A 25,941-nucleotide genomic window follows, 5' to 3' on the forward strand; every position below is an offset into this window, starting at 1 on the left:
TCAAAAAGCCCGGATTAAAAGTGGCGCTCCGTGTCGGGGAATGCCGGATACTTGTCAAGCAGAGCCGCAACGATCTTGCCGAAACCGATACCGAGAGAAGATTTGACCATAACGACGTCGCCAGCACGGACCTCTGCGGTCACGAGATTGACGAGTTCATCCGTCGTTTCGAAATAGACGACATGCACGGTCTCCGGCAAAGCATCCCGCAGGGCCACCATTTCCGGGCCCGCAAGCCAGACATGCTCGATGCCGGAGGCGAGAAGCGGACCGGCAAGCTCCGCATGAACGCTGGGGGCGAACTCGCCCATCTCCAGCATGTCGCCGAGCACGGCAATCCGACGTCCTTCTTCGCCCGGCTGCGCTGAGGCAAGCACCGCAATCGCGGCCCGCATGGAAGCGGGGTTGGCGTTATAGCTTTCGTCGATCAGGGTCAGTGCCCCCTCGGGTATCTTCAACCGGTGCCGCTGGCCACGGCCCTTCACCGCAGAGAGGCTCGCAAATGCCTCGATCGCGGCATCGACATCGGCACCCACCAGCGATACGGCCGCGAGCACCGCCATGGCGTTCTCTGCCAGATGACGGCCCGGCGCCCCGATCGTCACTTCACGGGTCTCCCCACCGAAGGAAACCCAGACGGTCGAAAGCTCCGCCGCGCCATCGAATTCCGCGAGGCGGAACTCTGCCTTGGCATGCTGGCCGAAGCTGTGGATGTTCTCCACACCCTGCGCAAGCGCCGCCTGTTCGAGACGCTCGTAATAGGGATTGTCGCGATTAAGGATCGCGTCACCGCCGTTGACCACGCCTTCGAAGATCTCGGCCTTGGCATCGGCGATCTCGTCGACGCTGGAGAAGTTTCCAAGATGCGCCGGAGCGATCGTCGTGATGATCGCCACATCGGGCCGCACCATCCGCGACAAGGGTCCGATCTCGCCGGGATGGTTCATCCCGAGCTCGAAGACACCGTAGCGCGTATCGATCGGCATCCGGGCGAGTGTCAGCGGCACGCCCCAGTGATTGTTGAAAGAAGCGACGGATGCATGCACCTTGCCGGAGGGCGCAAGCGCCATGCGCAGCATTTCCTTGGTGGTCGTCTTCCCGACGGATCCGGTCACGGCGATCACCGTCGCCGGCGTCCGGTCGCGGGCGGCCATGCCAAGTTTTTGCAAACCGACCAGCACATCTTCGACCACGATCATGGGAATGGTCAGTCGCCCCAGGGCCGGAAGCTTGGCTTCGCTGACGACGAGCAGAGCGGCACCATTGGCAATCGCGATGCTGGCATAGTCGTGGCCGTCGACGCGATCACCCTTGATGGCGAAGAAGGCCTCGCCGGGCGTGATCGTCCGGCTGTCGATCGAAATACCTGTGACCCCCATCGGCAGATTGCCGAAGGGCCGACCGCCCATGGCGGTCACCATTTCACGCGCAGTCCAGAGCAGGCTCAATGGTCGAACTCCTCCAAGGCTTTGCGGACTTCCTCATGGTCGGAAAACGGATGGGTTTCCGTGCCGACCGTCTGTCCTTCCTCATGCCCCTTGCCCGCCACGATCAGCGTATCGCCGCTGGACAGCATGGCGACGCCCGCGCGGATTGCCTGCGCGCGGTCGCCGATCTCGATGCCCTTGGGCGTTGCCGCCATGATCTCGGACCGGATGGTCGCCGGCACTTCCGTGCGCGGATTGTCGTCGGTGACGATGGAGATATCGGCGAGCCTGGAGGCGATCTCGCCCATGATCGGTCGCTTGCCCTTGTCGCGGTCGCCACCGCAGCCGAAGACAACGATCACCCGGCCGGTGGTGAAGGGACGCACCGAGGTTAGCACATTCTCGAGCGCTTCCGGCTTGTGAGCGTAGTCGACATAGGCGAGCGCGCCGGCCTTGGTCTGTCCGACCAGTTCCAGACGGCCGGAAGCACCCTTCAGATGCTCCAGCGCCTTCAGGGCGACAGCGGGGGCAACCCCGGTCGAAATCGCAAGGCCCGCCGAGACCAGCGCATTGGCAATCTGGAAATCACCGGCGAGCGGGATATGAACCTCGTAGATCTCGCCGCCATGATGCACTTCGGCGACCTGCTTGTGGCGGAAATGCTCGACACGCTTCAGGCTGAGGAAATCGCCCTTGCGGCCAACCGTGCGCACGTCATGGCCGGAGGCCTTCGCCACCCGGATGGCTTCGTCCGACCACGCATCGTCGGCGAAGATGACGGCGGGCGCGCCCTTCGGCAGAAGCGTATCGAAGAGACGCATCTTCGCCGCCATGTAGTCTTCCATGGTCGGGTGGTAGTCCATGTGGTCACGGCCGAGATTGGTGAAGCCCGCGGCCGAAAGGACCACGCCGTCGAGGCGGCTCTGATCGAGGCCGTGGCTGGAGGCCTCCATGGCGGCATGGGTCACGCCTTCATCGGCGAGTTCACCGAGCAGCGTGTGCAGCGCCAGCGGATCCGGCGTCGTCAGGGAGCCATAGTCGTTGCGACTTGGCGAGATGACGCCGGTTGTACCGATCTGCGCCGCCGCATGCCCGGCTGCCGCCCAGATCTGGCGCGTGAAAGAGGCAACAGAGGTCTTGCCAGCGGTACCCGTCACCGCAACCATGGTCTTCGGCTGTCGTCCAACGTAACGAGCAGCGGCAAGCGCCAGGAACCGGCGCGGATTGTCGACGGTGATGACCGGAATGGACGTGTCGACGGCATGCGATGCGACGATGGCAACGGCACCCTTCTCGACGGCCTGTGCGACATAGGCCGCGCCGTCTGCCTTGGATCCGGACAGGGCGAAGAACACGGTACCGGGCTCGACCTTGCGGCTATCGGCCGACAATCCGCGAACCTCGACGGATGCAGCGCCAGCGGCTGCCACCTGTTCCCCAAACTCCTCGCCAGCCAGTGCACCCAAAAGCATTTTGCAGTCCATCCTTCCGGGGCAAGTTACGCGAATCGCCCCGCCTGTAGTCGATCTGATCAATAAGAGACGAGCAAAGCTGAGCCGTCTTCCCCGAAAGTGGGTTCTACACCAAGAATTGCGGCGCTTCTTTGAATGATCTCTTTCATCATCGGAGCGGCTGTATAGCCTGCAGTCGGTCCTCCGTTGTCATCGCCGCTCTTCGGTTCGTCGATGAAAGTCAGAACCGCGTATTGCGGGTTGGAGATCGGAAACGCGGCGATGAAGGCGTTGAAGTTCTTGTCGTCGGAGTATCGGCCGTTGACGACCTTTTCCGCCGTACCGGTCTTGCCGCCGACGTCAAAGCCATCCACACGAGCGCGGCGCCCGGACCCCTTGGTACCGTTCCAGTCGAACAGGAAGCGCATCTCGTCACTGGTCTTCTCCTTGATGACGACCTGTGCCAGCGCATCCGCCTGCTCCTTGCTTCGCGGCAAGAAGGTGGGGGGAATCAGTCGTCCCCCGTTGACCAGGGCTGCGACCGCAACCGCCGTCTGCAGAGGCGTGGTCGAGACGCCGTGGCCGAAAGAGATGGTGACCGAATTGATCTGCTTCCAGACGCGGGGCTGAGTGGGCGTTGCGACTTCCGGCAGCTCGGTCTCGATCTTGTTCAGCAAGCCCAGCCGGGTGAGAAACGCCTGGTGTTCCGAGATCCCGACGGCTTCCGCCATCCGTGCCGTGCCGATGTTCGATGAATACTGGAAAATTTCCGGAACGCTGAGGATGCGGTTCTTGCCGTGGAAATCCTTGATGGTGAAGCCGCCGATGCGGATGGGGTAGCGGGCATCGAAGCTGTCGCTCATTCTGACCTTGCCGGAGTCCAAAGCCATGGCCGTCGTGAACGCCTTAAAGGTCGAGCCCATCTCGAATGTCCCGTTCGACATCCGGTTGAGCCAACCTTCCTGCGCCCCCTCCGTCGGCTTGTTCGGATCGAAGTCCGGTACCGACGCCATGGCCAGCACTTCGCCGGTGTGCACGTCCAGAACAACAGCCCCCGCGCCGATGGCCCCATATTTCTCAACGCTGCGAACGAGAGTGTCACGGACCAGATTCTGCACGCGAATGTCGATGGAGAGCCGGACCGGCTCGAGCGGCGTGTCACTCGTCATCCCGAGCGCTCTGAGCTCCGCCATGCCCTGGCTGTCGATATAGCGCTCCATCCCGGCCATGCCGCGATTGTCGATATTGACGAAGCCGACGATATGCGAGGCGGTGGGACCACCCGGATAGAAGCGGCGCTTTTCCGGTCGGAAACCGATCCCGGGAATGCCGAGCGCCAGGATCTGGCTCTGCTGCTTCGGGGTCAGCTGGCGGCGCAGCCATTGGAAGCGGGAATTGGACGAGAGCTTGCGATAGGTGTCCTTGACGTCGAGGTCCTTGAGAACCGTCGACAGGCGTTCGACCGCCTCGTCGGGATCGACGATCTTGTGAGGCTCGGCAAAGAGCGAAACCGTGCGAATATCCGTCGCCAGCACTTCGCCGTTGCGGTCCAGGATATCGGGACGCGAGGCCATCAGGCGGTCGGCCGGAAGGATGCTGGAGACCGTCTCAGGCTGGGCATGGCCATACTGCACGAGGCGGCCGCCGATGATGGCATAGACCACGCAGAAGCCGGCAATCATCAGGCCCACGCGGGTCTTTGCCATCTCGGTCTTGCGCTTGCCGGCGCCCTTGAAGGTCGCGCCACTCACCACGGCACCGCCGCGCTGCACGTCGGTCGAGAAATGCGCCTGGCTCTTCAACAGCATGATTCGCGAAAGAAAGGTCATCAGCGGTTCACCGATCCTGTCGTGATGAGGTCCTTGATGGGGTCGGAAGGAGCCTCGGCACTCAATGCGGGCGCATCCTTGTCCTCGCCTTCCGGAACCGGAACCTGATCCTTCGGCATCGGCAGCTCCATCGGCCGCGCCAGCTGGGTCGGTTCGGTCGGCACGAGCTGCAGTTCGGCGGCATAGGTCTCGACCAGTCGCTCCAGCCGGTTCGGCTGGGTCAGCAGCGCCTCGTCCGCCTTCAGGAGATCGATCGTGTCCTTCTCGAGCTTGATCTCGGCCTCCAGGCGACGCACCTCGGCGGCCTTGTTATCCGTGTCGTGCTTGATCTGGTAGGTGACGGTCGCGGCCGTCAGCATCGCACCGATCATGATGAAATCGAGGGGTCTCAGCACGGTCAGCCTCCGATCTTTTCGAGAGTGGCAAGGTCTGGCAGATCGAAGATCGACATGTCGGCGCGCTCGGCAGGCGCCGAGGTGCGGATGCCGGCGCGCAGTTTCGCGGAACGTGCGCGGGGGTTGATTTCCGCCTCGCTCTCGCTGGCTGCGACCATGCCCTTGCCGACCGGTTCGAAGGTTGCCGGGCGCGCTTCCACCATGGGAAGATGGCGCGAACCTGACGCCTTGCCGGACCGCTCGGAGAAGAATTTCTTGACGATACGATCTTCCAGCGAATGGAAGGTCACGACGACAAGGCGACCACCCGGCTTCAGCGCCCGCTCGGCCGCAAACAGCGCCTGCGCGAGTTCGCCGAGCTCGTCATTCACGTAGATGCGCAGGGCCTGGAACACCCGCGTCGCCGGATGGATTTTGTCCTTGGCCTTGCGCGGATTGACGCTCTCGATGAGGTTGGCGAGGTCGCGAGTCGTCTGGAATGGCTCGTTGACGCGGCGCTTTTCAATGGCGCGCGCAATCCGCCCCGCATGCTTTTCCTCGCCGAGAAAGCCGAAAATGCGAATGAGATCGGACACCTTGGCACGATTGACGACATCGGCAGCCGAGACGCCCGAAACGGCCATGCGCATATCGAGCGGGCCGTTTTTCTGGAACGAGAAGCCGCGCTCGGCCTCATCGATCTGCATGGAGGAAACACCGATATCGAGCACGACACCGTCGAGCCCGCCTTCTGGCGCATAGTCGGCGAGATTGGAAAATTCCGTGTGATGCAGGCTCAGCCGGCCACCACTCGAGGCGACCAGAGCCTCACCGCCGGCGATCGCCGTCGGATCGCGATCGAGTGCCACGACATGAGCACCCTTGGCGAGAATGGCAGACGTATAGCCGCCGGCTCCGAATGTCCCGTCGAGAATGATCTTGCCGGCCTCAGACTCAAGGGCCTGAAGAACCTCTGCGAGAAGAACCGGAATGTGGCGAACCGGTCCGCCATCGGCATCGGAAAAACCTTCGCCAAAGTTCGCCGCCATTCCGTTTCCCCGTCTTTCTAGGTGCGCAGGCCCCGCTGCCTGACCACCTCTCTGGCTCGCGCCTGCGCCTCGTGAAACGCCCGCGGTTGCCACACCTGAAAATGATCCGACCGACCGACGAAACAGACCTCCGAGGAAATCCCCGTGAAATCCCGGATGAAATCCGTCACCGCCAATCGCCCCTCGGCATCGAGTCGCGTGAAGACGCCGCCACCATGAAGGAGCAGCGACATCTCGTTTGCCTCCAATGCGAAGGGATCCTCGGCCGCCACTTTCCGCTCGTACCGCTCGAGCAGATCCGGACCACCGATATTGATTGCCGGATAGACGAAATCCTGGAGACAATAAAGCTCCTGAATTCCGCGCTGCACCAGCACGGCGCGAAACGCCGCAGGGACGGAAACCCGCCCCTTCGCATCGATCCTGTTTGTCGCATTGGACAGGAAGCGGCTCATCACTGACAACCGACCTCCCCTTGAACGAAGGGCCGATCAGAGACCCTCGGATACACATGGATACGCCAGCCGAAACACCCGCAACACGCCCTCGCGAGACGCGAGAGGCAGCGTTGAATTCACGGGACTGCGGGGATGAAACGACCCCCGTAACGGCATGCAATTGGGATACCATGGGACAATATGGGCGTCAATGGGAACGGTCGGGAAGAGCCCCTTCCGAGATTCAAATATTGATAGGCGGTTAAGCTTAACGAATGGTTAGAAAGCCCTGTTTTCCGTCGGCTTTTCCGCTCGATCTGGCTTGAGCGCAGTTGGCGGCCGAACACGGGGTTCCTGCCGTGTTTTCAGAGGCTTCGCGCCACATGTCGAATGGGAAAGATTTTTTGCCAGTTGGCCTGTAAGCCGGGTTCTGTATGGCTCCGGTTTCCCGGAACGTGGCAGCCATTCATCTGGGACAGCGTTTGCACGCTGCCTCGCGCAACCCACCCGGATGACTGGCCCGGAAACAGGCTGTAGCAACGCTTTCGCGTCACCCGCGTCATCCCTATTCGGTCTTGCTCCCGGTGGGGTTTACCATGCCGTCCCTGTCACCAGCGACGCGGTGGGCTCTTACCCCACCCTTTCACCCTGACCTCGCATGCGAGGCGGTTTGCTTTCTGTGGCACTTTCCCTGAGGTCGCCCTCGCCGGACGTTATCCGGCACCGTGTTTCCGTGGAGCCCGGACTTTCCTCACCCTACCGCCTTTCGGCATTGGTAAAGCGCGGCTGCCCGGCCAACTGGCAAGGGGTCCTTAGCCGACCCTTGGAACGATTGCCAACGAAAAGCGAGAAAGACGTACCACTTGGCCGCTTTTGGTGAATCAGTCTCTGAACACCGGACGGAAGACATCGCCATAGGCCTCGTCGATGATTCGGCCATGCTGGATGAATTCCGCGCCGAGACGGCCGATCTCGTCCGAACTCTTCGCCGCCGCGCCGCAACCGCCGGTGAGAACCGCAATATGGTCGCTGGCGAAGCCGATGGCCGGGTAGTTTTCCGGGGTGAACGAGGTCACGCAAGCCGCCATGGAGAGCGGTGCATCGGCGAGTGTCGGCACGAGATCGGAGATGATGCGGCGAAGATGATCGCGCGTCGTCAGCCGTCCGCCGCGCCGGAACCAGGCGCGGATCTCCGGCTCTGTCTCGAGCTGGAGATCATCTGGATCGCCGCCGATTTTGAGATAGGTCTTGCCGTCAGGATAACGCACCGGCGGCAGGAGGTAGATGTGGTCTTTCGGATCGTCAGGCTGGTGGATGAGCGAAGGCATGCCGGAATAGGCGGCGAGATCTTCGTCAGGGATTTCGAAGAATGCGACCGTGCGCCCATAGACCTTGAGATCGAGCGGGCGCGGGACGAGGTTTTCGTTGATCGAAAAGCCACCGGCCGCCACCAGAACCCGTTCTGCGGTGTAGACCGCGCCATCGTCTGTCGTGACGATGGCAAGACCACCCTCTTCCCGGACCGAAACCGCCGTCCGGCGGATCACCCGCGCCCCCGCCTTTTCGGCAAGCAGGCTCTGCGCCTCGACCAGCCGGCGCGGATTGACGTAGCCGGCGTTCTTTTCCTCGTAGACGCCCTCGCAGTCCGAGCCGAAATCGAAGTAGCGGAACCGCGACTTCAAGGCCGCGTCGGAGAGCATCTCCACCGAAACGCCGAGTTGGTGCGCAGCGGCCTCGACTTGTCCCACATAGGGATCCTGGCCGCCCCGCTTTGGGCCGACGATCAGGCAACCGACTTCGGAGTAGAAGTCAATGCCGCTCTCGGCCGCAATCTCGCCGTAGCGCGCGATCGAGCGGTTCGCGAGCCTCGCCCAGATCGGATCCGAATCAATTGTCCGGGTGATGCGGGCTTCGTCGTAATGACTGGCAAAGACGCCGTGGTGGTTGCTCCAGTCCGTCGGCTCGTCCGGTCCGATGACCGCGACCCCCTCGCCCTGCAGAGCGAGATACCGCGCGGCCGCAGCTCCCATCATGCCCCGCCCAACAACAATCGACTTGAACCGCTCAACCATGCGTCACCATCCTTACATTGCGTCCGGTGATAGCACGACGAGCCTCGCTGTCCAGTCGACGCGGGAAGTCGGGCACAGCTCTTTCTCAGTTGCCGATCATGGCGATGACCTTGCCGCAATAGCGCTTGGAGATCGGATTCATGCGCTTGGCGCCATGGCCCGCATTGTAGCGCAGGATCGTTCCGCAGGTTTCTCCGCCACCGAGTTCATGCGCCTTGGAAAGGTACTTCATGCCATAGCGGATATTGGTTTCCGGGTCGTAGAGCCCCTTGGTCTTGCCGCGATAGCCCATGGCTCGCGCGGTCGCCGGCTTGATCTGCATCAGCCCCACTTCACCGGCACTGCCGCGCGCCTTGGGGTTGAAGTTGCTTTCAACGCGGACCACCGCGTGGGCGAGATCGACAGGAACGCCGTAACTCTTGGCATATTTGGTGATGATGTCGCTGTAGGGGCTTTTTGAGAAGGCGGGCGCTGCCGGATAGCCTGCGTCGCGGGTAATGGTCTTCAGCGGCTTCTTGAAGCGGCTCTCCTCGCTACCGGCAAGCGCGGTCTGGGCGTGAGTCAAAAGCATTGCAATGCATGCCGCAGCAGCAACAAGTCGTCGTGTCATGGGAAGGTTCAGTCTCCGGTCGGGGAACAGGATCGGCGCGCGTCAAAGCGGACGCAGGAATGCGTCGCGAGCCCTTCAGGGGCCGCCCGTTACGGTTCTCTCGAGTTGATGTTTGCGCCGCGTTTCAAGAAAATCGTCGGCGCCGTTCAGCGCGTCCTTTAGAGCGGCCCAATAAGGAAATCGTGTGGCGCCGCAACAAAAGCGTCCGACGCGCGTTGATTTCCTTGGTCTTGAGAACGGCGTTTCGCCTCGTTGCTCACCGAAAACGCGGCAGGCTCGTCAGCAGCCGATGAAGCGTCTCGATGGTCGAACTGTCGGCCACGCCGTCAACTTTGGCTTGCCGGAAATGCCGCTGGAAAGCGGCAACGACACCCTCTGTCTGCGGGCAGAATTCGCCGGAAATTTCAATGCCATATCCGTAGAGCGACAGCATCGACTGTAGCGCCTCGACCGGCTGTCCGCGGTCGCCGCGCTGGAAGAAGCGCCCGCCGCCGATGGGCGATGGATCAACCCAGTGGCCGACCCCTGCCCGGTACAGTTTGTCCCAGGGGAAATTTTCACCCGGATCGACCTTGCGAATGGGCGCCACATCCGAGTGCGCAAGCACTCGTTCCGCGGCGATCCCATGCCGTTCGACGCATTCGAGACACAATTCGATGACGGATTCGATCTGCCGATCCGGATAGTCCGGCAGGCCAGCAGGATGCCCCGCATTGGCAATTTCGATGCCGATCGATCGGGAATTGATGTCGGTTTCGCCAGCCCAGATGCTCTTGCCCGCGTGCCAGGCACGGCGGTTTTCCGACACCATCTGCACCACCCGACCGTCTTCGTGGACGATGTAATGGCTCGAAACCTGGCTCTCTGGATTGCAGAGCCAGGCCTGGGCGCCATCGGCTGACGGCATGCCCGTATAATGCAGGAGGAGAATGTCGGGGCGCTCTATCCCAAGACGCTCGCCATGGTTCGGCGAAGGACAGACCTCCGCACGCGCGTAATCGGCCGTGAAGGTCATGCCGCGCGGCGTGCCTTCTCGATCGCCGTATAGGCCGCGTTGAACTTCGCCATGCGATGATTGGCAACGGCGTGAAACTCGGTCGGCACACCGCGGGCATGCAGCCGGTCAGGGTGATGTTCGGCAGCAAGTGCCCGGTAGCGCTTGCGGATCGTCGCGAAGTCGTCGGAGGGCTTCACGCCAAGAACGCCATAGGGGTCGCCATCCTGATGGATGTGGCGCTCGGTGATCGAGGCGAAACGTTCATCCGATATGCCGAAGATCTCGGCAATCCGCGCAAGGAAGGCAAGTTCCTTCTCGTGCACGAGACCGTCGGCCTTGGCGATATGGAACAGCGCGTCGATGATGTCTTCCAGCACCGGGCAGAACTGATCGCAGGTGCGGCACATGCTGGCGAGATTGTTCGCATAGGTCTCGAAACCGGCAACGTCCTGACGGGCGAGATTGTAAAGACGCGCAACGTTGCGGGCCTCTTCCGGCGGAAATTCGAAGATCTTGCGGAAGGCCTCGACCTCGGCATTCGACACGATCCCGTCCGCCTTCGCCATCTTCGCCGAGAGCGCGATGATGGCCACGGAGAAGGACACGCGCCTGCGTGTTTCCGGGTCGCCTTCGAAGGCCGTTCGCACGGCCTCAACGATGCTGCCGATCACGTTACCGGCGGCATCACCGATCGCGCCAAGCAAACGGTCCCAGAATGACGATATTTGTTCGCAGGCGAAATCGAAGATCATGATGAAAGCTTGACCAAATAAGTCCCCAAAAAGCAAGGAGCCATGACCTCTGCCGCAGATTAAAGTTTCTTCATCTTAAATCCGTTTCGTTGAACACGTACGCCACGCATACGGTCGAACACCCGCTCGGGGCTTATCCACAGTCGGCCACACGCCCGCCTGCCGAATTGAAACGATTATATCCGCCGCGTCAGGGCTCAGCCCGACGAAATGCCCGTTTTTCTTGAATTTTTCGCTTTACAGCCGCCACCCGCTGTCGCATCCATTTGCCACCCGAACACCCAGTAGCCGGGCTGCGTGATGCCCGAGGAGGATCGATGGCCAAGCAGAAAGTCGCGATGTTGACCGCCGGGGGCCTCGCGCCCTGTCTCTCGTCCGCCGTGGGTGGATTGATTGAGCGTTATACGGACATCGCCCCCGATGTGGAGCTCGTCGCCTACAAGTCCGGTTTTCGCGGGCTGCTGATGGACTACAAGATCGAGATCACCAAGGAGATGCGCGAGAAGGCGCATGTCCTGCACCGCTATGGCGGCTCCCCGATCGGCAACAGCCGCGTGAAACTCACCAATGTCGCCGACTGCGTAAAGCGCGGGCTCGTCAAGGAAGGCGACAATCCACTGCGCGTCGCGGCCGAACGGCTCGCCGCCGACGGGGTGACCATCCTGCATACGATCGGTGGCGATGATACCAACACCACCGCTGCCGACCTCGCCGCCTATCTCGGCGCGAACGGCTACGACCTGACCGTGGTCGGCCTGCCGAAGACGGTCGACAACGACGTCTACCCGATCAAGCAGACGCTCGGCGCGTGGACGGCTGCCGAGGTCGGCGCCCGCTTCTTCGACCATGTGTCGAACGAACAGAGCGCCTCGCCGCGCACGCTCGTCATCCATGAGGTCATGGGTCGCCATTGCGGCTGGCTGACGGCGGCCACGGCGCGCGCCTACATGCAGCGCACCAAGCATAACGAATACATCGAAGGCTTCATGATGAACCAGGAGCTGAAGAACATCGATGGCCTTTACCTGCCGGAGACTCACTTCGACATGGATGGCGAAGCCGCCCGCCTGAAGGACATCATGGACCGCACCGGTTTCGTGACCCTGTTCGTCTCGGAAGGTGCCTGCATGGACGAGATCGTCGCCGACCGTGAGGCCGCCGGCGAAGAAATCAAGCGCGACGCCTTCGGCCATGTGAAGCTCGACACGATCAATGTCGGCAACTGGTTCCAGAAGCATTTCGCCAAGCTTCTCGATGCCGACCGGTCGATGGTCCAGAAGTCGGGCTACTATGCCCGCTCTGCACCCGCCAACTACGACGATCTCCGCCTCATCCAGAGCATGGTCGATCTTGCGGTCGAAAGCGGCCTCAACAAGGTCTCCGGAGTGACAGGTCACGACGAGGATCAGGGCGGTCGCCTGCGCACCATCGAGTTCCCGCGCATCAAGGGTGGCAAGCCGTTCGATCTGCATACGCCATGGTTCAAAGAAGTGATGGACTATCTCGGCCAGAAGTACCGTCCACTCCATTGACCTTACGGCGGAAAGCTGGCTTCCTCTTGATTGAGGAGTGACTGCCATGCCCTACCCTACCTGGATCCTGTTCGCTGTCGTCGCGGCCACCTTTCTGCTGGTGCCCGGTCGGTCGAAACGGCTGGTCCTGTCCTATGCCATGGCCCATGGCCGCAAGAGCGCCTTCGCAACGGTGACCGGAGTCACGCTTGGCTCCGCAATTCCGGTCGCGCTGGTGCTCGGCCTCTCGTTCCTCGTCCTGAGGGCATCACCGTCAGGCTTTGTCGTCCTGCAGTGGATCGGCCTCGTCTTGCTCATGCTGTTTGCCCTCGGGCTCTGGCGCGCGCCGGCGGGAAGCGCGCTCATCGCGGACAATGACAACCTGCCGGAAGAAAAGCCGCTGCGAGTCATCGCGCATTGCTTCGGCAGCGAGCTGAAGGATCCACGCAGCAGCCTGCTCGCCGCCGCACTTCTGCCGCAATTCCTGAACCCGACCATGGCTTTCCTGCCACAGGCGATTGCTCTCGGTTCGATCTTCATCCTGATGACGGCGGCGACGTCCCTCATCTACGCCCTCATGGCGGATAAAGTCCGGAAAACCATCAGAAAACATGCGGTTCGCCGGACGATCAACCGCTCCGGCGGCACGGTTCTGATCGCAGCCAAGGCCGTTACGGCAGGCTATCGCAAGATCGCGGCTTGACCGGCATTGGTGTCGAAAGGCTGCCTTTCCGGCCGTAAGCTTGCCGCAATCCCGGGCATAGATTAAGAAATGGAAACGAAGCGCCTGGTGATTTGCTCTGGCCTTCGCGTGCATCACGTAACGGATAGTGGCATGAACGTCAGAACTGACCGCGGCATCGCTCTGTGTATGGCTGCCTCACTGTTGGCTGGACTGGGCGGATGCACAGCGATCGACGACAGCGTCAAGGCAGATCTTGCCTCCGCACCGGTTGCCAATCCGAAATCACCTGAAATGCTTGCGGCCGCCGCCGCGGAAGCGGCGACGACGCCTGCCATGACGCAGGCCGAACTTGCGGCCGCAAATCCGGGCCCCGCTCCGATGATCCCGGGAACCGAGACGGCAGCCCCGATCCCGGCCCTGAAGGCATCCGCGCTTTCTGCGACCGCCCCCCAGACCGCCGCGACCGACGCCCTGGCCATGGTCACGAGCCCGGCGCCGACAACGGCCGGCGCTGATCAGATGGCAGCCGCCGCAGCCTCGACCGAAGCAACGCTCAACCCACCAGGCATTGCACCGGCAACGTCAGCTGTTGCAGCCACAGCGGCCGTTGCGCCGGCGGAACAGCAACCGGTCGTCCTTGCCTATGCCGCACCGCTGCGCGCGACGGCGCTCACAAGCTTCGGCGACCCCTTCGACATCACGCCGCCGGGCGCACCGCCCTTGGAGCGTCAGCCGGAGACGGTTGGACCGACGCGTCTCAACGCGCTGATCGAGAAATATTCGAAGCTCTACGAGGTCCCGGTCGATCTCGTCCATCGCGTTGTCCATCGCGAAAGCCGCTACAATCCGGCCGCCTACAGCAAGGGCAATTACGGGCTGATGCAGATCCGCTACAACACGGCCAAGGCCATGGGCTATGACGGATCAGCCGACGGGCTTTTCGATGCGGAGACCAACATCAAATACGCGGTGAAGTATCTGCGGGGCGCCTATATCGTTGCCGACAACGATCACGATCAGGCAGTCCGCCTCTATGCACGCGGCTATTACTATGACGCCAAGCGCAAGGGTCTGCTGCACCTCACCCAGTAAGGGTCTGCATTAGCGCAGCGCGTCGCGGACCGCCTGGACCAGCCTCTGTGGCCTGAAGTCGAGATTGCGGGGCGTGAGCCCGAGCCGCACCACCACCAGACCTTCCGACGGGATGATGGCGACGGACTGACCGTCATGGCCAAGCATCCAGACCGCGTCCTCCGGCAGACCATACTCGCTGTCCTTGCCTCCGGGACCATTCTGCCAGGCCTGCGCCTCCGTGTAGTCGCCTCCGGACGCAGCCGTCGGCCGCTTCATGCGCTCGATGAACTCAGGCGCGATGACCTGGCGGTCACCCCACCGACCGCCCTGCGCAATCAAGAGACCGAAGCGGGCCCAGTCGCGTGCCGTTGCGTAGAGGTAGGAACTGCCCACGAATGTGCCGGTCGGATCTGCCTCCAGCACTGCGCTGCTCATACCGATGACATCGAAGAGACCCTCCCGCGGGAAGGCGAGCGCCGCCGAGCGATCCGAAAAGCGCGACATCCAGTATTGCGAGATCAGGACCGTTTCGCCGGACGAGTAGTTGAAACGGCTTCCAGGCGCAGCCTCGCTTGGGAGCGATGCGACGTAGGCCGCCATATCGCGCTCCAGATAGAGCATCCGGGTGACATCGGTCACGTCGCCGTAATTCTCGTTGAAGCTAAGCCCGCTTTCCATGGCAAGCAGGTTCGAGAGCTTGACCTCGTTCCGCGCATCACCCGACCACTGGGCGAAGAGCTGGTCGGCATCAAGATCCAGCCTGCCCTCCGAAGCGAGCAGGCCGACGAGTGCAGCAGTCACCGTCTTGGTCATCGACCAGCCGAGGAGCGGCGTGTTCTCGTTGAAGCCGGGGCCGTAGGTTTCGCCGACGATGCGGCCATCCTTGACGACCACCACCCCGCGGGCCGCCGGCCCGATCATCTCCGGATCAGCCAGAATTTCCTGCAGACGCGGATCGGCCGCTGGTACCGCTTGCCCTTCCGGCCATGGCTGGTCTGACGAAGCTGTGTCGGCTTCCGGCACAGGAGCGGAAAGCCGGCTTGCCACCTCGATGCCGTCCTCGTCCACGGGGGTGCATCCAAGACCCGGACGATGAACGGCAACGGATGGCGCAATGCGCCCGAGGAGCGATGTGTGCACGAGCCCCCGGTCAAGATCGACCTCCGCGCGCACGAGCCGCAGCAACGGATGTCCCGGCGCCTGAACGTCGTCCCGCAGCACTTCGTCGGCATCGCGCCCGGCGATCAACACGTTCGAGCAGATGATCTTTGCCGCATAGCCTGTGCCGACACGCAGAAGCTCAGGCGGAAAGGCAACGAGCAGACCGATCGCGACACCGAGGAGCAAGACCAGGCCAATCGCCAGCCGCACCAACCACTTCACCACTCTCTGCATGCTCATCTCCTCTACGTCTCGCCATCGAAGCAGGAAAGCGTGACAGACGGAAGATGCAGGCGCGCGGTTCGTCGGGTTATCCCGGAACCTCTCACGCGCTCGGGAGAGGCTCGGACTGACGCAGACGCGCCTCGAGATAATTGAGCGCTTCAGCGGCACCCACGGGCTTTGAGAAGAGGAAGCCCTGTGCCTCGCCGATCCCGAGAAGCTTGACGAAATCCAGCTGATTCTTGGTTTCGATCCCCTCGATCGTGGTGCGGATCTGGAACGTCTCCGAAAGCTTGTGCATCAGGTCCACCAGCTTTGCCCCCTGGCTCGTCTCCAGCATCTGCCCGGCAAACGACCGGTCGATCTTCAGCTCGTCGAGTGGAAAGAGCCGAAGATTGTTGATCGAGGAGAAGCCGGTGCCAAAATCATCGAGCGCGACCCGGACGCCACTGGCGCGCAGCTCCGCCAGGCTGCGGCAGACGAGATCAATATCGACCGAGAAGACCGCTTCCGTCACCTCGATCGTCAGCCGCTCGGGCGCCAGACCGGTTTCCACGAGGCAATCGAGCACATGCGCCACGAAATTGGGATCCTTGAACTGATCGCCTGACACGTTGACGCTGACGCCCGTCGGCGCCGGCCAGGTGACCGCCGCCGCACAGGCTTGCTGAACCACCCATTTTCCAATGACCTGGATAATGCCCGTCTTCTCGGCGAGCGGTATGAAGACATCGGGCGTGACCAGCCCGCGCTTCGGGTGGCGCCAACGCAACAGCGCTTCGAGCGATCGCACATCGCCGTTCTCGACCCCGACGATCGGTTGGTATTCGAGATAGAATTCGCCATCGACGAAACCGCGCGACAGATCACGCTCCAGTTCCAATCCCTCCAGAACCTCACGCGCCAACGCTTCATCATAGAAGGCGTGGCTTGGTCCGAAGATCTCCTTGGCACGGTAGAGCGCGAGATCGGCGCGCTGCTTCGGGGCGGCGACGTCGCGGTCTGCCGAGGACAGCAGTGTCGCCCCGATGCTCGCACCGGCCATGATCCGACCATGGGCGAGCTCGAACGGCTGCGCCAGGGCGTGCTCGATCTCGAGGCAGACGAATTCGGCGACCGGGCGCCGCTGGGCCTGTGGCAGGATGACCGCGAACTCGTCGGCTCCCAGCCGGAACAGCAAGGCACCCTCACCCGCTGCCTCGCGCAGCCGATTGGCAACGGCAAGCAGCAGGCCGTCGCCTGCTTCATGACCGAGCGTGTCATTGACATACTTGAAACGGTCGAGGTCGATCAGCAGGAGTGTGCCGGAGCAAGCCTTGCCGGCCTTGAGAAGCGTAGCAAGCGTATCATTGAGAGCCTGGCGATTGCCGAGCCCCGTCAGCCGGTCGACGCGCGAAGCTGCCTCGAGCTCCTGCGTCCCACCTTCGAGACGCAGAATGCGCTCATGCAGGATGGCTTCCCAGGCAGCGATTCGCCAACCGATCGCCGCACCGACCAGAGGCAGCGCAAGGGCGCCGAGCGCGGACCAATGACCAAGAAGATCTGTGGAGAACGCACCGAAATTGCCGCTCGCGACGACCGGCACCAGCATGGCGGCGGGCGCGACAGCTCCGCCCGCAAAGCCCGCGAGACTGTAACGAAGCCGCCTCCCGAATGGGATTTCACTTAACATCATGTTAAACACCCCTAAAATAACTGGTGATAATTTGTATTAAATGCATAAAAAATCGGTTACCGGCCAGCGGAGCTGACGTCATCAAACTGTAGCAAGCAAAAGCTACACGCCGTGAAACCCAAAAGGACGGCGGAACGACATGACAGACCTTGCACCCGATGCCGGATTTCGTGGAAACGAGAAGCTGAAGGACGCGCTTCTCCAGCACGCCGCCCTGTCGCCGGCAGGTCTCTCGGAACGGCTCTTCGGCCTGCTCTTCTCAGGCCTCGTCTATGCCCAGATCTGGGAAGACCCAGAGGTCGACATGCAGGCGATGGATCTGACCGAGGGCCACCGCATCGTCACCATAGGCTCTGGCGGCTGCAACATGCTCGCCTATCTCAGCCGCCGCCCCGCATCCATCGATGTCGTCGATCTCAATCCGAATCATGTCGCTCTGAACCGCCTGAAGCTCGCTGCCTTCCGTCATCTGCCGGACCACGCCTCCGTTCGCCGCCTGCTTGGCGACCAGATGATCCGAACGAATGTCCGCATGTATGACCGGCATCTCGCGCCCAATCTCGATTCGGCGACGCGTCGCTATTGGGAGACGCGCGGGATCACCGGGCGCCGGCGGATCACGGTCTTCAACCGCAACATCTATCGCACCGGGCTCCTCGGGCGTTTCATCACCATCGGCCATGTGATTGCGCGAAGCCACGGCGTCAGGCTGGAAGAGCTCGCCGAAACCAGGTCCTTGCGCGAACAGCGGCTTTTCTTCGACAACCGCATCGCCCCCCTCTTCGACAAGCCGCTGATCCGCTGGCTGACGCGCCGCAAGAGCTCGCTCTTCGGTCTCGGCATCCCGCCGCAGCAATATGACGAACTCGCGACCCTTGCCGATGATGGCACGATCGCACCGGTCCTGCGTCATCGCTTGGAAAAGCTGTGCTGCCATTTCCTGCTCCGGGACAACTACTTCGCCTGGCAGGCCTTCATGCGCCGCTATCCGAAGCCGGAGGAAGGCACGCTCCCCACTTACCTGCAGGAGCGGCACTACCAGGCAATCCGCGACACTGCGGAGCGCGTGACCGTCCATCATGCGAACTTCACCGAACTCCTGTCGAAAAAGCCCGCCGGCAGCGTCGACCGCTTCGTGCTCCTCGACGCCCAGGATTGGATGAACGAGCGCCAGCTCAACGATCTCTGGACCGAGATTACCCGAACCGCCTCCGAGGGCGCGCGCGTGATCTTCCGAACAGCCGCCGAAGAGAGCATCCTCAACGGCAAACTCTCCCCGGCTCTCCTGGCCCAGTGGCAATATCAGGCGGAGCGCTCGCAGGCCCTCAATCGCCAGGACCGCTCAGCCATTTACGGCGGCTTCCACATCTACGAAAAGCGCCCCGCATGAGCACGCGAGCCGGCCTCCTCGCAACGGACGGCTCGCTGGAGCATGCGAGCCGCATGGACCGGATGTATCGCTATCAGCGCCACATCTACGACCTGAGCCGGAAATACTATCTGCTCGGCCGCGACCGGATGATTGCAGGCTTGAACGTGCCCGACGGCGGCTCGCTGCTCGAGATCGGCTGCGGCACGGGGCGCAACCTCGCGCTCGCCAGAGGGCACTTCCCGACGGCCCGCCTCTTCGGTCTGGATATCTCTGCGGAAATGCTCGCAACGGCACGCAAAAAGTTCGAGGGCGATGCCTCTCCGCCTAAGCTGGAGGTCGCCGATGCCACGAGTTTTTCGTCCAGCGATTTTGGTCAGCCCCATTTCGACCGGGTGATGATTTCCTATGCGCTCTCCATGATCCCCGACTGGCAGGCATCGATCGATCGGGGGATCGAAGCGCTCGGCCCTGACGGGTCCCTGCATATCGTCGATTTCGGCCAGCAGGAGCACCTGCCTCGCTGGTTCCGCCGGGGTCTGCAGGCATGGCTTGCCCGCTTCGAGGTCACGCCGCGCCCGGACCTGAAGGAAGCACTCGAACAGCGTGCCATGGCGCATAACCTGCACCTCACATTCGAGCCCCTCTGGCGTGGCTATGCCTGGCACGCGGTTCTCACGCGCTGACGGCCTCGCGCAAGCACGATTGCATACGCTCCGGTTTTGACAATGATGGACGAGGCTCTTGCCTGTCCTTGCGCGCGTTGTGGTGGCACCCACATGCAGCCTCTTCATAATCCCGGAAGGAATGCAGATCCTTGATGCGATGGCTTTCGATACTCCTCCTGCCCGCTTGTCTTGCCGTCACGGCTTGCACCTCCGGGTCCTATGATCTGCTTGAGACCAGTGCCGTCTCGCCCCGCTTTCACGACACCGATCCTCAGCATTTCGACGGCAAGACCCCGCATCGCCATGAGGTCCATGGCATCGACGTCTCCAAGTGGAACGGCGATGTCGACTGGCGTCAGGTGAAGAAATCGGGCATCTCCTTTGTCTTCATCAAGGCAACCGAAGGCAAGGATCGGATCGATCCGCGCTTCCGGGAATATTGGGAGGGTGCCAAGGCAGCCGGCATCCCCCACGCGGCCTACCACTTCTACTACTTCTGCTCATCAGCGGACGATCAGGCGGACTGGTTTATCCAGAACGTTCCGCGCGACGCAAATCTTCTGCCGCCCGTTCTCGACGTCGAATGGAACCCGAGTTCGCCCACCTGCCGCCTTCGGCCGGATGCCGCAACCGTGCGCAGCGAAATGCAGCGCTTCATGCAGCGCATCGAAGCCCATTATGGCAAGCGGCCGATCATCTACACCTCCGTCGACTTCCATCGAGAGAACCTGGACGGCGCCTTCAAGGACCATCACTTCTGGGTTCGCGCCGTCGCGCAGCACCCGAGCGAGATCTACCCCGGCCGCCGCTGGGCCTTTTGGCAATACACCTCTACCGGCGTGATTCCCGGTATCCGCGGGGAGACGGACATCAACGTCTTTGCCGGCACGCAGAAGAACTGGCAGAATTGGGTCTCTTCCGTCTCGAAATGATCGCAAACCGGGGCTAGAGGCTCCTGAGAAACGCTCGGCGCGACCGCGCGCCAAACTCGAAGGACCGACTGATGAAAAAAGCCCTGCGTCACGCGCTTCCCCTCACACTGCTCCTCGCGACCACTGGCCTTGCCCAGGCGCAGCAATGCGGCGGGGACCTCGGGACCTTCCTCGAAGGCGTGAAGGCCGAAGCCGTCGCTGCAGGCACGCCCCCGGAGATTGCAGACAAGGCGCTCGCCGGTGCGCAGATCGATCAGAAGGTTCTCGCCCGCGACCGGTCGCAGGGCGTCTTCCGCCAGACCTTCCTTGAATTTTCCGGCCGGACCGTGAGCCAGGCGCGCCTCGACATCGGCCGCCAGAAGATCAAGGAATATGCCGACGTTTTCGCCCGGGCAGAGCAGGAATACGGCGTCCCGCCAGGCGTCATCACCGCCTTCTGGGCGATGGAAACCGACTTCGGTGCGGTTCAGGGCGACTTCAACACCCGCAATGCCCTCGTCACGCTTGCCCATGACTGCCGCCGTCCGGAGCTCTTCCGGCCGCAATTGCTGGCCTTGATCAAGATGGTCGAGCACGGCGATCTCGAGCCGGCCAGCAACACCGGCGCCTGGGCCGGTGAAATCGGTCAGGTTCAGATGCTGCCCAAGGACATCATCGAGTTCGGGATCGATGGCGACGGCGACGGCCATGTCAATGTCAAGCAGAGCAGCCCGGACGCGATCCTGACGGCTGCCAAGTTCATCCAGCATCTCGGCTTCAAGCAAGGTGAACCCTGGATCCAGGAAGTGACGATCCCGGAGAACCTGCCCTTCGAAAAATCTGGTCTCGATGGCGCAATGACCGCAGGTGAGTGGTTCGCCCTTGGCGTTCAGCCACGCGACGGAAACACGGCCTTCGCTGGCCTGCCCGCCTCGCTGGTCCTCCCGCAGGGCCGCAAGGGCCCGGCCTTTATCACCTATCCGAACTTCAACATCTATCTCGAATGGAACCAGTCCTTCATCTACACGACATCGGCCGCCTATTTCGCCACGCGCTTCGGCGGCGCGCCCGTCTACCAGAAGGGCAATCCAGAACCTGGCCTCGACGTCGACCAGATGATGGCGCTGCAGACCAAGCTGCAGGGCCTCGGCCATGACGTCGGCAAGATCGACGGCATTCTCGGCGCTGGAACGCGTGTCGCCGTCCAGAAGGAACAGCAGCGCGTAGGCCTGCCTGCAGACGGCTGGCCGACGCCGACGCTTCTCAACGCCCTCTGAAACCAGTCTGCGGATCGGCGGTCAGGCCGGGGCGGCATCGCTGCCCCGGCCTTTTCGTGCGATCTGGAAAACCTGAGCGTGACCTCTCCCAGCGCAGCAGAGAGGCAATTTGAGCCCTCAAACCCTCACGGATGTTAAACTTCATTAACAGGCCGAGAGCACCAGCAAGATCTTGTTCTAAAACGCTCATTTGTCATTTCCGATAGGTTATCCACCGGCTGTTTCCGCAGCGCAGCACAGAATTGGCTTTGCGCCGACACAAATCGGACATAATATCTAACGGTCAACGCAAGGAGGCACACATGGGACTGACCAATTCTATCAATGTCCTGATCGTAGGTGCAGCGTTTGTTTTCGTAGCCACGATGCTGTTCATCTGACACAGGGTGAAATGAACCAACCCATGGGTTGGCCGAACAAGGCCTCTCCAGCAACCATGATTTCAAAATGAATGAGAGGCGCATGACACGGACCGTCATGCGCCTCTTTTCATGTCCGCAAATGTCGCCTTGGACAGGCTCAGGCGGCCGCGCCGGAGACCCTGCCGGCCTTCGGTGACACGCCGAGGCGATCGAGTGTGGCAATCGTCAGCGGCGCACGGTTCATCGTGTAGATGTGGAACTCCTGGACGCCACGGCGCGAAAGGTCCGCGATCTGTTCGGCAGCGAGGTCGGCAGCGATGGCAGCCCGCGCCTGTGCATCCCCTTCCGAACCTTCGAAGCGTGCATCGAGGAACGACGGGATGCTGGCTCCGCACATGGAGGCGAACCGCTTCAGTTGCGTGAGGTTCTGGATCGGCATGATGCCCGGCACGATCGGGATATTGATCCCGGCTGCCTGCACACGCTCCATGTAGCGTTCATAGACATCATTATCGAAGAAGAACTGGGTGAGCGCGCGCGTTGCACCCGCGTCGACCTTCTGCTTCAGCATGTCGAGATCGACGGTATCGTTCTCGCTCTCCGGATGACGCTCGGGATAGGCCGACACAGAGATCTCGAAATCGCCCATCTCCCGCAGGCCCGACACCAGATCGGCGGCGTTGACGTAGCCGCCCGGATGCGGCGCATAGCGTGTCCCGACGCCACCTTGCGGATCGCCGCGCAACGCCACGAAATGGCGCACCCCCGCGGCCTCGAACTCTTCGACAACGGCACGGACCTCGTCGCGCGTCGCACCGACACAGGTCAGATGCGAGGCCGTGGCGAGCGGCGTGTCATCGATGAGACGCTTCACGGTCGAAAGCGTCGGTTCGCGCGTGGTGCCACCCGCGCCATAGGTCACGGAGACGAAGTCCGGCTGGTATGGCTGAAGCGCTTCGACGGTCTGCCAGAGCTGCGCCTCCATATCGGGCGACTTCGGCGGAAAGAACTCGAAGGAAATCTTGAGCTCGGACGTTCTGGTGATCGGGCGTTCGGTCTTTGTCATTTATCTGCTCCCGGTCATGGCAAGAGGTTGGTCCTGGGTGGTTGCCGCGGGAGCAGCTGCCCGCCGCGCCAGCCAGATGGTGACGGTCAGTCCGCGCCCGGCCGCGCTCTCCGGCGGCAGATCGATCACGTCCTCGACCGAGAGCCCCTGCCGTCCGAGCCATTCGGCCATGGCGCCGTGCGAGAAACCGAGGCGGACATGGGCATGCTCGTCCCGCAGATACTCGTGATCATGCGGCGCAAGATCGATGATCGCGAGCCGCCCGCCGGGCTTCAGCATGCGTGCCGCCTCGGCAAGCGCCAATTCCGGTTCTTCGAGGAAGTGCAGAACCTGGTGAATGGTGACGAGATCGAAATCGCTGGCGTCGAGGGGAAGGTTCAGGATGTCGCCATGACGAACGCTGGCCGACAGAATGCCCTCCTTGTCCAGATTGGATCGGGCGACGGCGAGCATGTCTCGGCTGGCGTCGATTCCGATGGCGCGGCGATAGCGCGGCGACAAGAGCTGGAGGATCCGACCCGTACCCGTACCGAGATCGAGCATGGAATCGACCGCCTCGGTGCCGACGACGCTGAGCAGAGCAGCTTCGACATCGGCGTCGTTGACATGCAGTCGCCGAAGCTCGTCCCATTCCGATGCGTTGCGGCTGAAATAGGCCTGTGCCCGTTCGGCGCGTGCGCGCTTGACGGCGGTCAGCCGGTCGCGATCCCGCTGCAGGACGGGATCACTCGCTTCTGCAGCATCGAGAAGCACGCGAACCAGCTCGGCCCCGGCCCCTTCCTGCTTGAGGCGGAAATAGGCCCAGGCGCCCTCCTGATAGCGATCGATGAGATCCGCCTCTGCAAGCAGCTTCAGGTGGCGTGAGATGCGGGGCTGCGACTGGCCGAGAATTTCGGTAAGATCGGTGACCGTGAGGTCGCCCGATGCCAGAAGTGTCAGCAGACGCAGGCGGGTTGGCTCACCTGCCGCTTTCAGCAATTCCACCAGAGTATCGACACCGAGTCTCATTTGCACCACCGCAATAACCACATAAAGATATCTTTATGTCTGATCTGATGGTGATGCAAGCGAAACTTGCCGTGGAATTATCGAGGTCAGCAAAAAGGGCCGGCACCTTGCGGCCCGACCCTCGATTGTTCGACTGCCGACGGCTCAGCGCGTCAGGCGCTTGTAGGCCTGGCTGCCGGGGTTCAGCGCATCCGGGCCGAGACGGCGGATCTTGTCCTGCTCGTAGTCCTCGAAATTGCCCTCGAACCACTCGACATGACCGTCACCTTCGAAGGCGAGGATATGCGTCGCCAGACGGTCGAGGAACATGCGATCGTGGCTGATGATGATCGCGCAGCCGGCAAAAGCTTCGAGCGCGCTTTCGAGCGCACCCAGCGTTTCCGTATCGAGGTCGTTGGTCGGTTCGTCGAGCAGCAGCACGTTGCCACCGGCCTTCAGCATCTTGGCGAGGTGCACGCGGTTGCGCTGACCGCCCGAGAGGTTGCCGACCTTCTGCTGCTGGTCACCACCCTTGAAGTTGAAGGCGCCGCAATAGGCACGGGAATTCATGTCGAACTTGCCAAGCTTGATGACTTCGGCACCGCCGGAGATTTCTTCCCAGACGGTCTTGTTGCCATCGAGCGCATCACGGCTCTGGTCGACATAGCCGAGATGGACGGTGTCACCAATGCGGATCGTGCCGGCATCTGGCTTTTCCTGACCGGTGATCATCTTGAACAGCGTCGACTTTCCGGCGCCGTTCGGGCCGATGATGCCGACGATACCGCCCGGTGGCAGCTTGATCGAGAGATCGTTGATCAGCGTGCGACCTTCGAAGCCCTTCTTGATGCCTTCGAGCTCGATGACCACCTGGCCGAGACGCTCGGAGACCGGGATGATGATCTGGGCGTCGCCGGGGCGGATGTTTTCCGCCGCATCGACGAGCTGTTCATAAGCCTTGATACGCGCCTTGGACTTGGCCTGACGTGCCTTCGGGCTCGATGCAATCCATTCCTGTTCGCGCGACAGCGCCTTCTGGCGGCCGGCTTCGTCGCGGGCTTCCTGCTGCATGCGCTTGGCCTTGGCAGTTAGGTAGGCCGAGTAGTTGCCTTCATAGGGAATGCCACGACCACGGTCGAGCTCGAGGATCCAGCCCGTGACGTTGTCGAGGAAGTAGCGGTCGTGGGTGATCATCATCACGGCGCCCGGATAGTCGCGCAGATGCTTTTCGAGCCAGGCGATCGTCTCGGCGTCGAGGTGGTTGGTCGGTTCGTCGAGCAGCAGCAGATCCGGCTGCGACAGAAGCAGACGGCAGAGCGCGATACGGCGACGCTCACCACCCGACAGCACGGTCACGTCGGCATCCTTCGGCGGGCAGCGAAGCGCTTCCATCGCCATTTCGACCTGCTGCTCCAGGTCCCAAAGGTTCTGGCTGTCGATGATGTCCTGAAGCTTGGCACCCTCTTCCGCGGTCTCGTCGGAATAGTTCATCATCAGTTCGTTGTAACGGTCGAGCACGGCCTGCTTGTCGGCCACGCCTTCCATCACGTTCTCGAATGCGTTCTTGTTCGGATCGAGATGTGGCTCCTGCTCGAGGTAACCGACGGTGGCACCTTCGGCCAGCCAGGCTTCGCCGGTGTATTCCTTGTCCTGGCCGGCGATGATGCGCAGCACGGTCGACTTACCGGCGCCGTTCGGGCCGAGGATACCGATCTTCGCGTCGGGATAGAAGGAGAGGTGGATATTCTCGAGAATCTTCTTGGCGCCGTAGGACTTGCTAAGTCCCGACATGTGATAGATGAACTGGCGTGCCATGGGGTCTTGCTCCGGCGGGAATGGGAATTGGCCCGCTATGTAGGCGAATTGCGCCTGAGGGGCAATGCGGCGCACGAAAAACCACCGAGAAATACAGCAGTTCTCCCAAGCGGCGGGGACTTTGTTGGCGACCTTGTCTCGCTTATCGGCTTCGGGCCGC

The 25,941-nt window shown here is 62.1% G+C and carries 22 protein-coding genes and 1 other RNA gene; 7 read left to right on the forward strand and 16 right to left on the reverse strand.

From position 1 onward, the window contains the following. Window positions 1-14: 14 nt before the first annotated feature. The 11 genes from M1E12_RS10065 to M1E12_RS10115 form a co-directional block, all read right to left on the reverse strand. Window positions 15-1,448: a UDP-N-acetylmuramoylalanyl-D-glutamyl-2,6-diaminopimelate--D-alanyl-D-alanine ligase gene (locus M1E12_RS10065; RefSeq protein ID WP_479564599.1), complete on the reverse strand. Its 1,434-nt coding sequence runs from the start codon at window positions 1,446-1,448 to the stop codon at window positions 15-17. Continuing rightward, the gene (locus tag M1E12_RS10070) at window positions 1,445-2,899 is read right to left on the reverse strand and encodes a UDP-N-acetylmuramoyl-L-alanyl-D-glutamate--2,6-diaminopimelate ligase (RefSeq protein ID WP_479564600.1); all 1,455 of its coding nucleotides are present in this window, start codon (window positions 2,897-2,899) and stop codon (window positions 1,445-1,447) included. The genes M1E12_RS10065 and M1E12_RS10070 overlap by 4 nt, the downstream gene beginning before the upstream one ends. A 59-nt stretch (window positions 2,900-2,958) precedes the next feature. Next, window positions 2,959-4,707, reverse strand: coding sequence for a peptidoglycan D,D-transpeptidase FtsI family protein (locus tag M1E12_RS10075; protein WP_136542794.1), 1,749 nt, complete (start codon window positions 4,705-4,707; stop codon window positions 2,959-2,961). After that, window positions 4,707-5,102: a cell division protein FtsL gene (gene ftsL / locus M1E12_RS10080; RefSeq protein ID WP_310242299.1), complete on the reverse strand. Its 396-nt coding sequence runs from the start codon at window positions 5,100-5,102 to the stop codon at window positions 4,707-4,709. Before ftsL ends, M1E12_RS10075 begins: the two co-directional genes overlap by 1 nt. A 2-nt stretch (window positions 5,103-5,104) precedes the next feature. Next, entirely contained in the window at window positions 5,105-6,130 is a 1,026-nt protein-coding gene (gene rsmH / locus M1E12_RS10085) for a 16S rRNA (cytosine(1402)-N(4))-methyltransferase RsmH (protein WP_479564601.1), read from the reverse strand. 17 nt (window positions 6,131-6,147) lie between these two features. Then, the gene (gene mraZ / locus M1E12_RS10090; RefSeq protein WP_310242297.1) at window positions 6,148-6,585 is read right to left on the reverse strand and encodes a division/cell wall cluster transcriptional repressor MraZ; all 438 of its coding nucleotides are present in this window, start codon (window positions 6,583-6,585) and stop codon (window positions 6,148-6,150) included. Between the two features lie 385 nt (window positions 6,586-6,970). Next, an RNA gene (gene rnpB, locus M1E12_RS10095) (RNase P RNA component class A) lies at window positions 6,971-7,369 on the reverse strand. A gap of 79 nt (window positions 7,370-7,448) precedes the next feature. After that, window positions 7,449-8,639 (reverse strand): NAD(P)/FAD-dependent oxidoreductase, encoded by a 1,191-nt coding sequence (locus M1E12_RS10100; RefSeq protein ID WP_479564602.1) that lies wholly within the window; start codon window positions 8,637-8,639, stop codon window positions 7,449-7,451. A gap of 85 nt (window positions 8,640-8,724) precedes the next feature. Further along, entirely contained in the window at window positions 8,725-9,249 is a 525-nt protein-coding gene (locus M1E12_RS10105) for a lytic transglycosylase domain-containing protein (protein WP_113460791.1), read from the reverse strand. A 256-nt stretch (window positions 9,250-9,505) separates the two neighbouring features. Then, a complete protein-coding gene (locus M1E12_RS10110; RefSeq protein WP_479564603.1) occupies window positions 9,506-10,264 on the reverse strand; it encodes an N-acetylmuramoyl-L-alanine amidase in 759 nt (252 codons plus the stop codon). Next, window positions 10,261-10,998, reverse strand: a complete 738-nt coding sequence (locus M1E12_RS10115) for a J domain-containing protein (protein WP_113460789.1) — start codon at window positions 10,996-10,998, stop codon at window positions 10,261-10,263. Before M1E12_RS10115 ends, M1E12_RS10110 begins: the two co-directional genes overlap by 4 nt. A gap of 317 nt (window positions 10,999-11,315) precedes the next feature. Between M1E12_RS10115 and M1E12_RS10120 the strand changes: the two genes are divergently transcribed. The 3 genes from M1E12_RS10120 to M1E12_RS10130 all read left to right on the forward strand — a co-directional run bounded on the left by M1E12_RS10120 (window position 11,316) and on the right by M1E12_RS10130 (window position 14,286). Beyond that, window positions 11,316-12,530 carry a pyrophosphate--fructose-6-phosphate 1-phosphotransferase gene (locus tag M1E12_RS10120; RefSeq protein ID WP_113460788.1) on the forward strand — a complete coding sequence of 405 codons (1,215 nt, stop codon included), beginning with the start codon at window positions 11,316-11,318 and terminating at the stop codon, window positions 12,528-12,530. A gap of 46 nt (window positions 12,531-12,576) precedes the next feature. Then, the gene (locus tag M1E12_RS10125) at window positions 12,577-13,212 is read left to right on the forward strand and encodes a LysE family translocator (protein ID WP_479564604.1); all 636 of its coding nucleotides are present in this window, start codon (window positions 12,577-12,579) and stop codon (window positions 13,210-13,212) included. Window positions 13,213-13,344: 132 nt separating this feature from the next. Next, the gene (locus M1E12_RS10130; RefSeq protein WP_479564605.1) at window positions 13,345-14,286 is read left to right on the forward strand and encodes a transglycosylase SLT domain-containing protein; all 942 of its coding nucleotides are present in this window, start codon (window positions 13,345-13,347) and stop codon (window positions 14,284-14,286) included. Between the two features lie 9 nt (window positions 14,287-14,295). Here M1E12_RS10130 and M1E12_RS10135 read toward each other — a convergent pair whose 3' ends face one another. Beyond that, window positions 14,296-15,663, reverse strand: coding sequence for a serine hydrolase domain-containing protein (locus M1E12_RS10135; protein WP_479564606.1), 1,368 nt, complete (start codon window positions 15,661-15,663; stop codon window positions 14,296-14,298). A gap of 91 nt (window positions 15,664-15,754) precedes the next feature. Next, window positions 15,755-17,326 carry a putative bifunctional diguanylate cyclase/phosphodiesterase gene (locus tag M1E12_RS10140; protein WP_479564607.1) on the reverse strand — a complete coding sequence of 524 codons (1,572 nt, stop codon included), beginning with the start codon at window positions 17,324-17,326 and terminating at the stop codon, window positions 15,755-15,757. Window positions 17,327-17,465: 139 nt separating this feature from the next. On the opposite strand from M1E12_RS10140, the gene M1E12_RS10145 reads away from it, so the two are divergent. From M1E12_RS10145 to M1E12_RS10160, 4 genes are all read left to right on the forward strand, one after another. Beyond that, on the forward strand, window positions 17,466-18,716 hold the full coding sequence (locus tag M1E12_RS10145) for a BtaA family protein (RefSeq protein WP_479564608.1): 1,251 nt from the start codon (window positions 17,466-17,468) through the stop codon (window positions 18,714-18,716). Further along, a complete protein-coding gene (locus M1E12_RS10150; RefSeq protein ID WP_479564609.1) occupies window positions 18,713-19,381 on the forward strand; it encodes a class I SAM-dependent methyltransferase in 669 nt (222 codons plus the stop codon). The genes M1E12_RS10145 and M1E12_RS10150 overlap by 4 nt, the downstream gene beginning before the upstream one ends. Before the next feature lie 134 nt (window positions 19,382-19,515). Then, window positions 19,516-20,295: a glycoside hydrolase family 25 protein gene (locus M1E12_RS10155; RefSeq protein WP_113460781.1), complete on the forward strand. Its 780-nt coding sequence runs from the start codon at window positions 19,516-19,518 to the stop codon at window positions 20,293-20,295. Window positions 20,296-20,366: 71 nt separating this feature from the next. Further along, on the forward strand, window positions 20,367-21,551 hold the full coding sequence (locus tag M1E12_RS10160) for a lytic murein transglycosylase (RefSeq protein WP_479564610.1): 1,185 nt from the start codon (window positions 20,367-20,369) through the stop codon (window positions 21,549-21,551). A 519-nt stretch (window positions 21,552-22,070) separates the two neighbouring features. Here the strand turns inward: M1E12_RS10160 and metF are convergent. The 3 genes from metF to ettA all read right to left on the reverse strand — a co-directional run bounded on the left by metF (window position 22,071) and on the right by ettA (window position 25,781). Next, window positions 22,071-22,979, reverse strand: coding sequence for a methylenetetrahydrofolate reductase [NAD(P)H] (metF, locus tag M1E12_RS10165; RefSeq protein WP_479564611.1), 909 nt, complete (start codon window positions 22,977-22,979; stop codon window positions 22,071-22,073). Further along, on the reverse strand, window positions 22,980-23,987 hold the full coding sequence (locus M1E12_RS10170) for an ArsR/SmtB family transcription factor (protein WP_479564612.1): 1,008 nt from the start codon (window positions 23,985-23,987) through the stop codon (window positions 22,980-22,982). 144 nt (window positions 23,988-24,131) lie between these two features. Then, window positions 24,132-25,781, reverse strand: a complete 1,650-nt coding sequence (gene ettA / locus M1E12_RS10175; RefSeq protein WP_113460777.1) for an energy-dependent translational throttle protein EttA — start codon at window positions 25,779-25,781, stop codon at window positions 24,132-24,134. Window positions 25,782-25,941 lie beyond the last annotated feature (160 nt).

Source organism: Rhizobium sp. K33, assembly GCF_056501445.1.

What these genes read in the sequence shown, in the direction of transcription:
- M1E12_RS10070 (WP_479564600.1), bottom strand. Translation starts at nt 2,899, where the DNA reads ATGCTTTTGGGTGCACTGGCTGGCGAGGAGTTTGGGGAACAGGTGGCA.
- M1E12_RS10075 (WP_136542794.1), bottom strand. Translation starts at nt 4,707, where the DNA reads ATGACCTTTCTTTCGCGAATCATGCTGTTGAAGAGCCAGGCGCATTTC.
- rsmH (WP_479564601.1), bottom strand. Translation starts at nt 6,130, where the DNA reads ATGGCGGCGAACTTTGGCGAAGGTTTTTCCGATGCCGATGGCGGACCG.
- mraZ (WP_310242297.1), bottom strand. Translation starts at nt 6,585, where the DNA reads ATGAGCCGCTTCCTGTCCAATGCGACAAACAGGATCGATGCGAAGGGG.
- M1E12_RS10100 (WP_479564602.1), bottom strand. Translation starts at nt 8,639, where the DNA reads ATGGTTGAGCGGTTCAAGTCGATTGTTGTTGGGCGGGGCATGATGGGA.
- M1E12_RS10105 (WP_113460791.1), bottom strand. Translation starts at nt 9,249, where the DNA reads ATGACACGACGACTTGTTGCTGCTGCGGCATGCATTGCAATGCTTTTG.
- M1E12_RS10110 (WP_479564603.1), bottom strand. Translation starts at nt 10,264, where the DNA reads ATGACCTTCACGGCCGATTACGCGCGTGCGGAGGTCTGTCCTTCGCCG.
- M1E12_RS10115 (WP_113460789.1), bottom strand. Translation starts at nt 10,998, where the DNA reads ATGATCTTCGATTTCGCCTGCGAACAAATATCGTCATTCTGGGACCGT.
- M1E12_RS10120 (WP_113460788.1), top strand. Translation starts at nt 11,316, where the DNA reads ATGGCCAAGCAGAAAGTCGCGATGTTGACCGCCGGGGGCCTCGCGCCC.
- M1E12_RS10125 (WP_479564604.1), top strand. Translation starts at nt 12,577, where the DNA reads ATGCCCTACCCTACCTGGATCCTGTTCGCTGTCGTCGCGGCCACCTTT.
- M1E12_RS10130 (WP_479564605.1), top strand. Translation starts at nt 13,345, where the DNA reads ATGAACGTCAGAACTGACCGCGGCATCGCTCTGTGTATGGCTGCCTCA.
- M1E12_RS10135 (WP_479564606.1), bottom strand. Translation starts at nt 15,663, where the DNA reads ATGCAGAGAGTGGTGAAGTGGTTGGTGCGGCTGGCGATTGGCCTGGTC.
- M1E12_RS10140 (WP_479564607.1), bottom strand. Translation starts at nt 17,326, where the DNA reads ATGATGTTAAGTGAAATCCCATTCGGGAGGCGGCTTCGTTACAGTCTC.
- M1E12_RS10145 (WP_479564608.1), top strand. Translation starts at nt 17,466, where the DNA reads ATGACAGACCTTGCACCCGATGCCGGATTTCGTGGAAACGAGAAGCTG.
- M1E12_RS10150 (WP_479564609.1), top strand. Translation starts at nt 18,713, where the DNA reads ATGAGCACGCGAGCCGGCCTCCTCGCAACGGACGGCTCGCTGGAGCAT.
- M1E12_RS10155 (WP_113460781.1), top strand. Translation starts at nt 19,516, where the DNA reads ATGCGATGGCTTTCGATACTCCTCCTGCCCGCTTGTCTTGCCGTCACG.
- M1E12_RS10160 (WP_479564610.1), top strand. Translation starts at nt 20,367, where the DNA reads ATGAAAAAAGCCCTGCGTCACGCGCTTCCCCTCACACTGCTCCTCGCG.
- metF (WP_479564611.1), bottom strand. Translation starts at nt 22,979, where the DNA reads ATGACAAAGACCGAACGCCCGATCACCAGAACGTCCGAGCTCAAGATT.
- M1E12_RS10170 (WP_479564612.1), bottom strand. Translation starts at nt 23,987, where the DNA reads ATGAGACTCGGTGTCGATACTCTGGTGGAATTGCTGAAAGCGGCAGGT.
- ettA (WP_113460777.1), bottom strand. Translation starts at nt 25,781, where the DNA reads ATGGCACGCCAGTTCATCTATCACATGTCGGGACTTAGCAAGTCCTAC.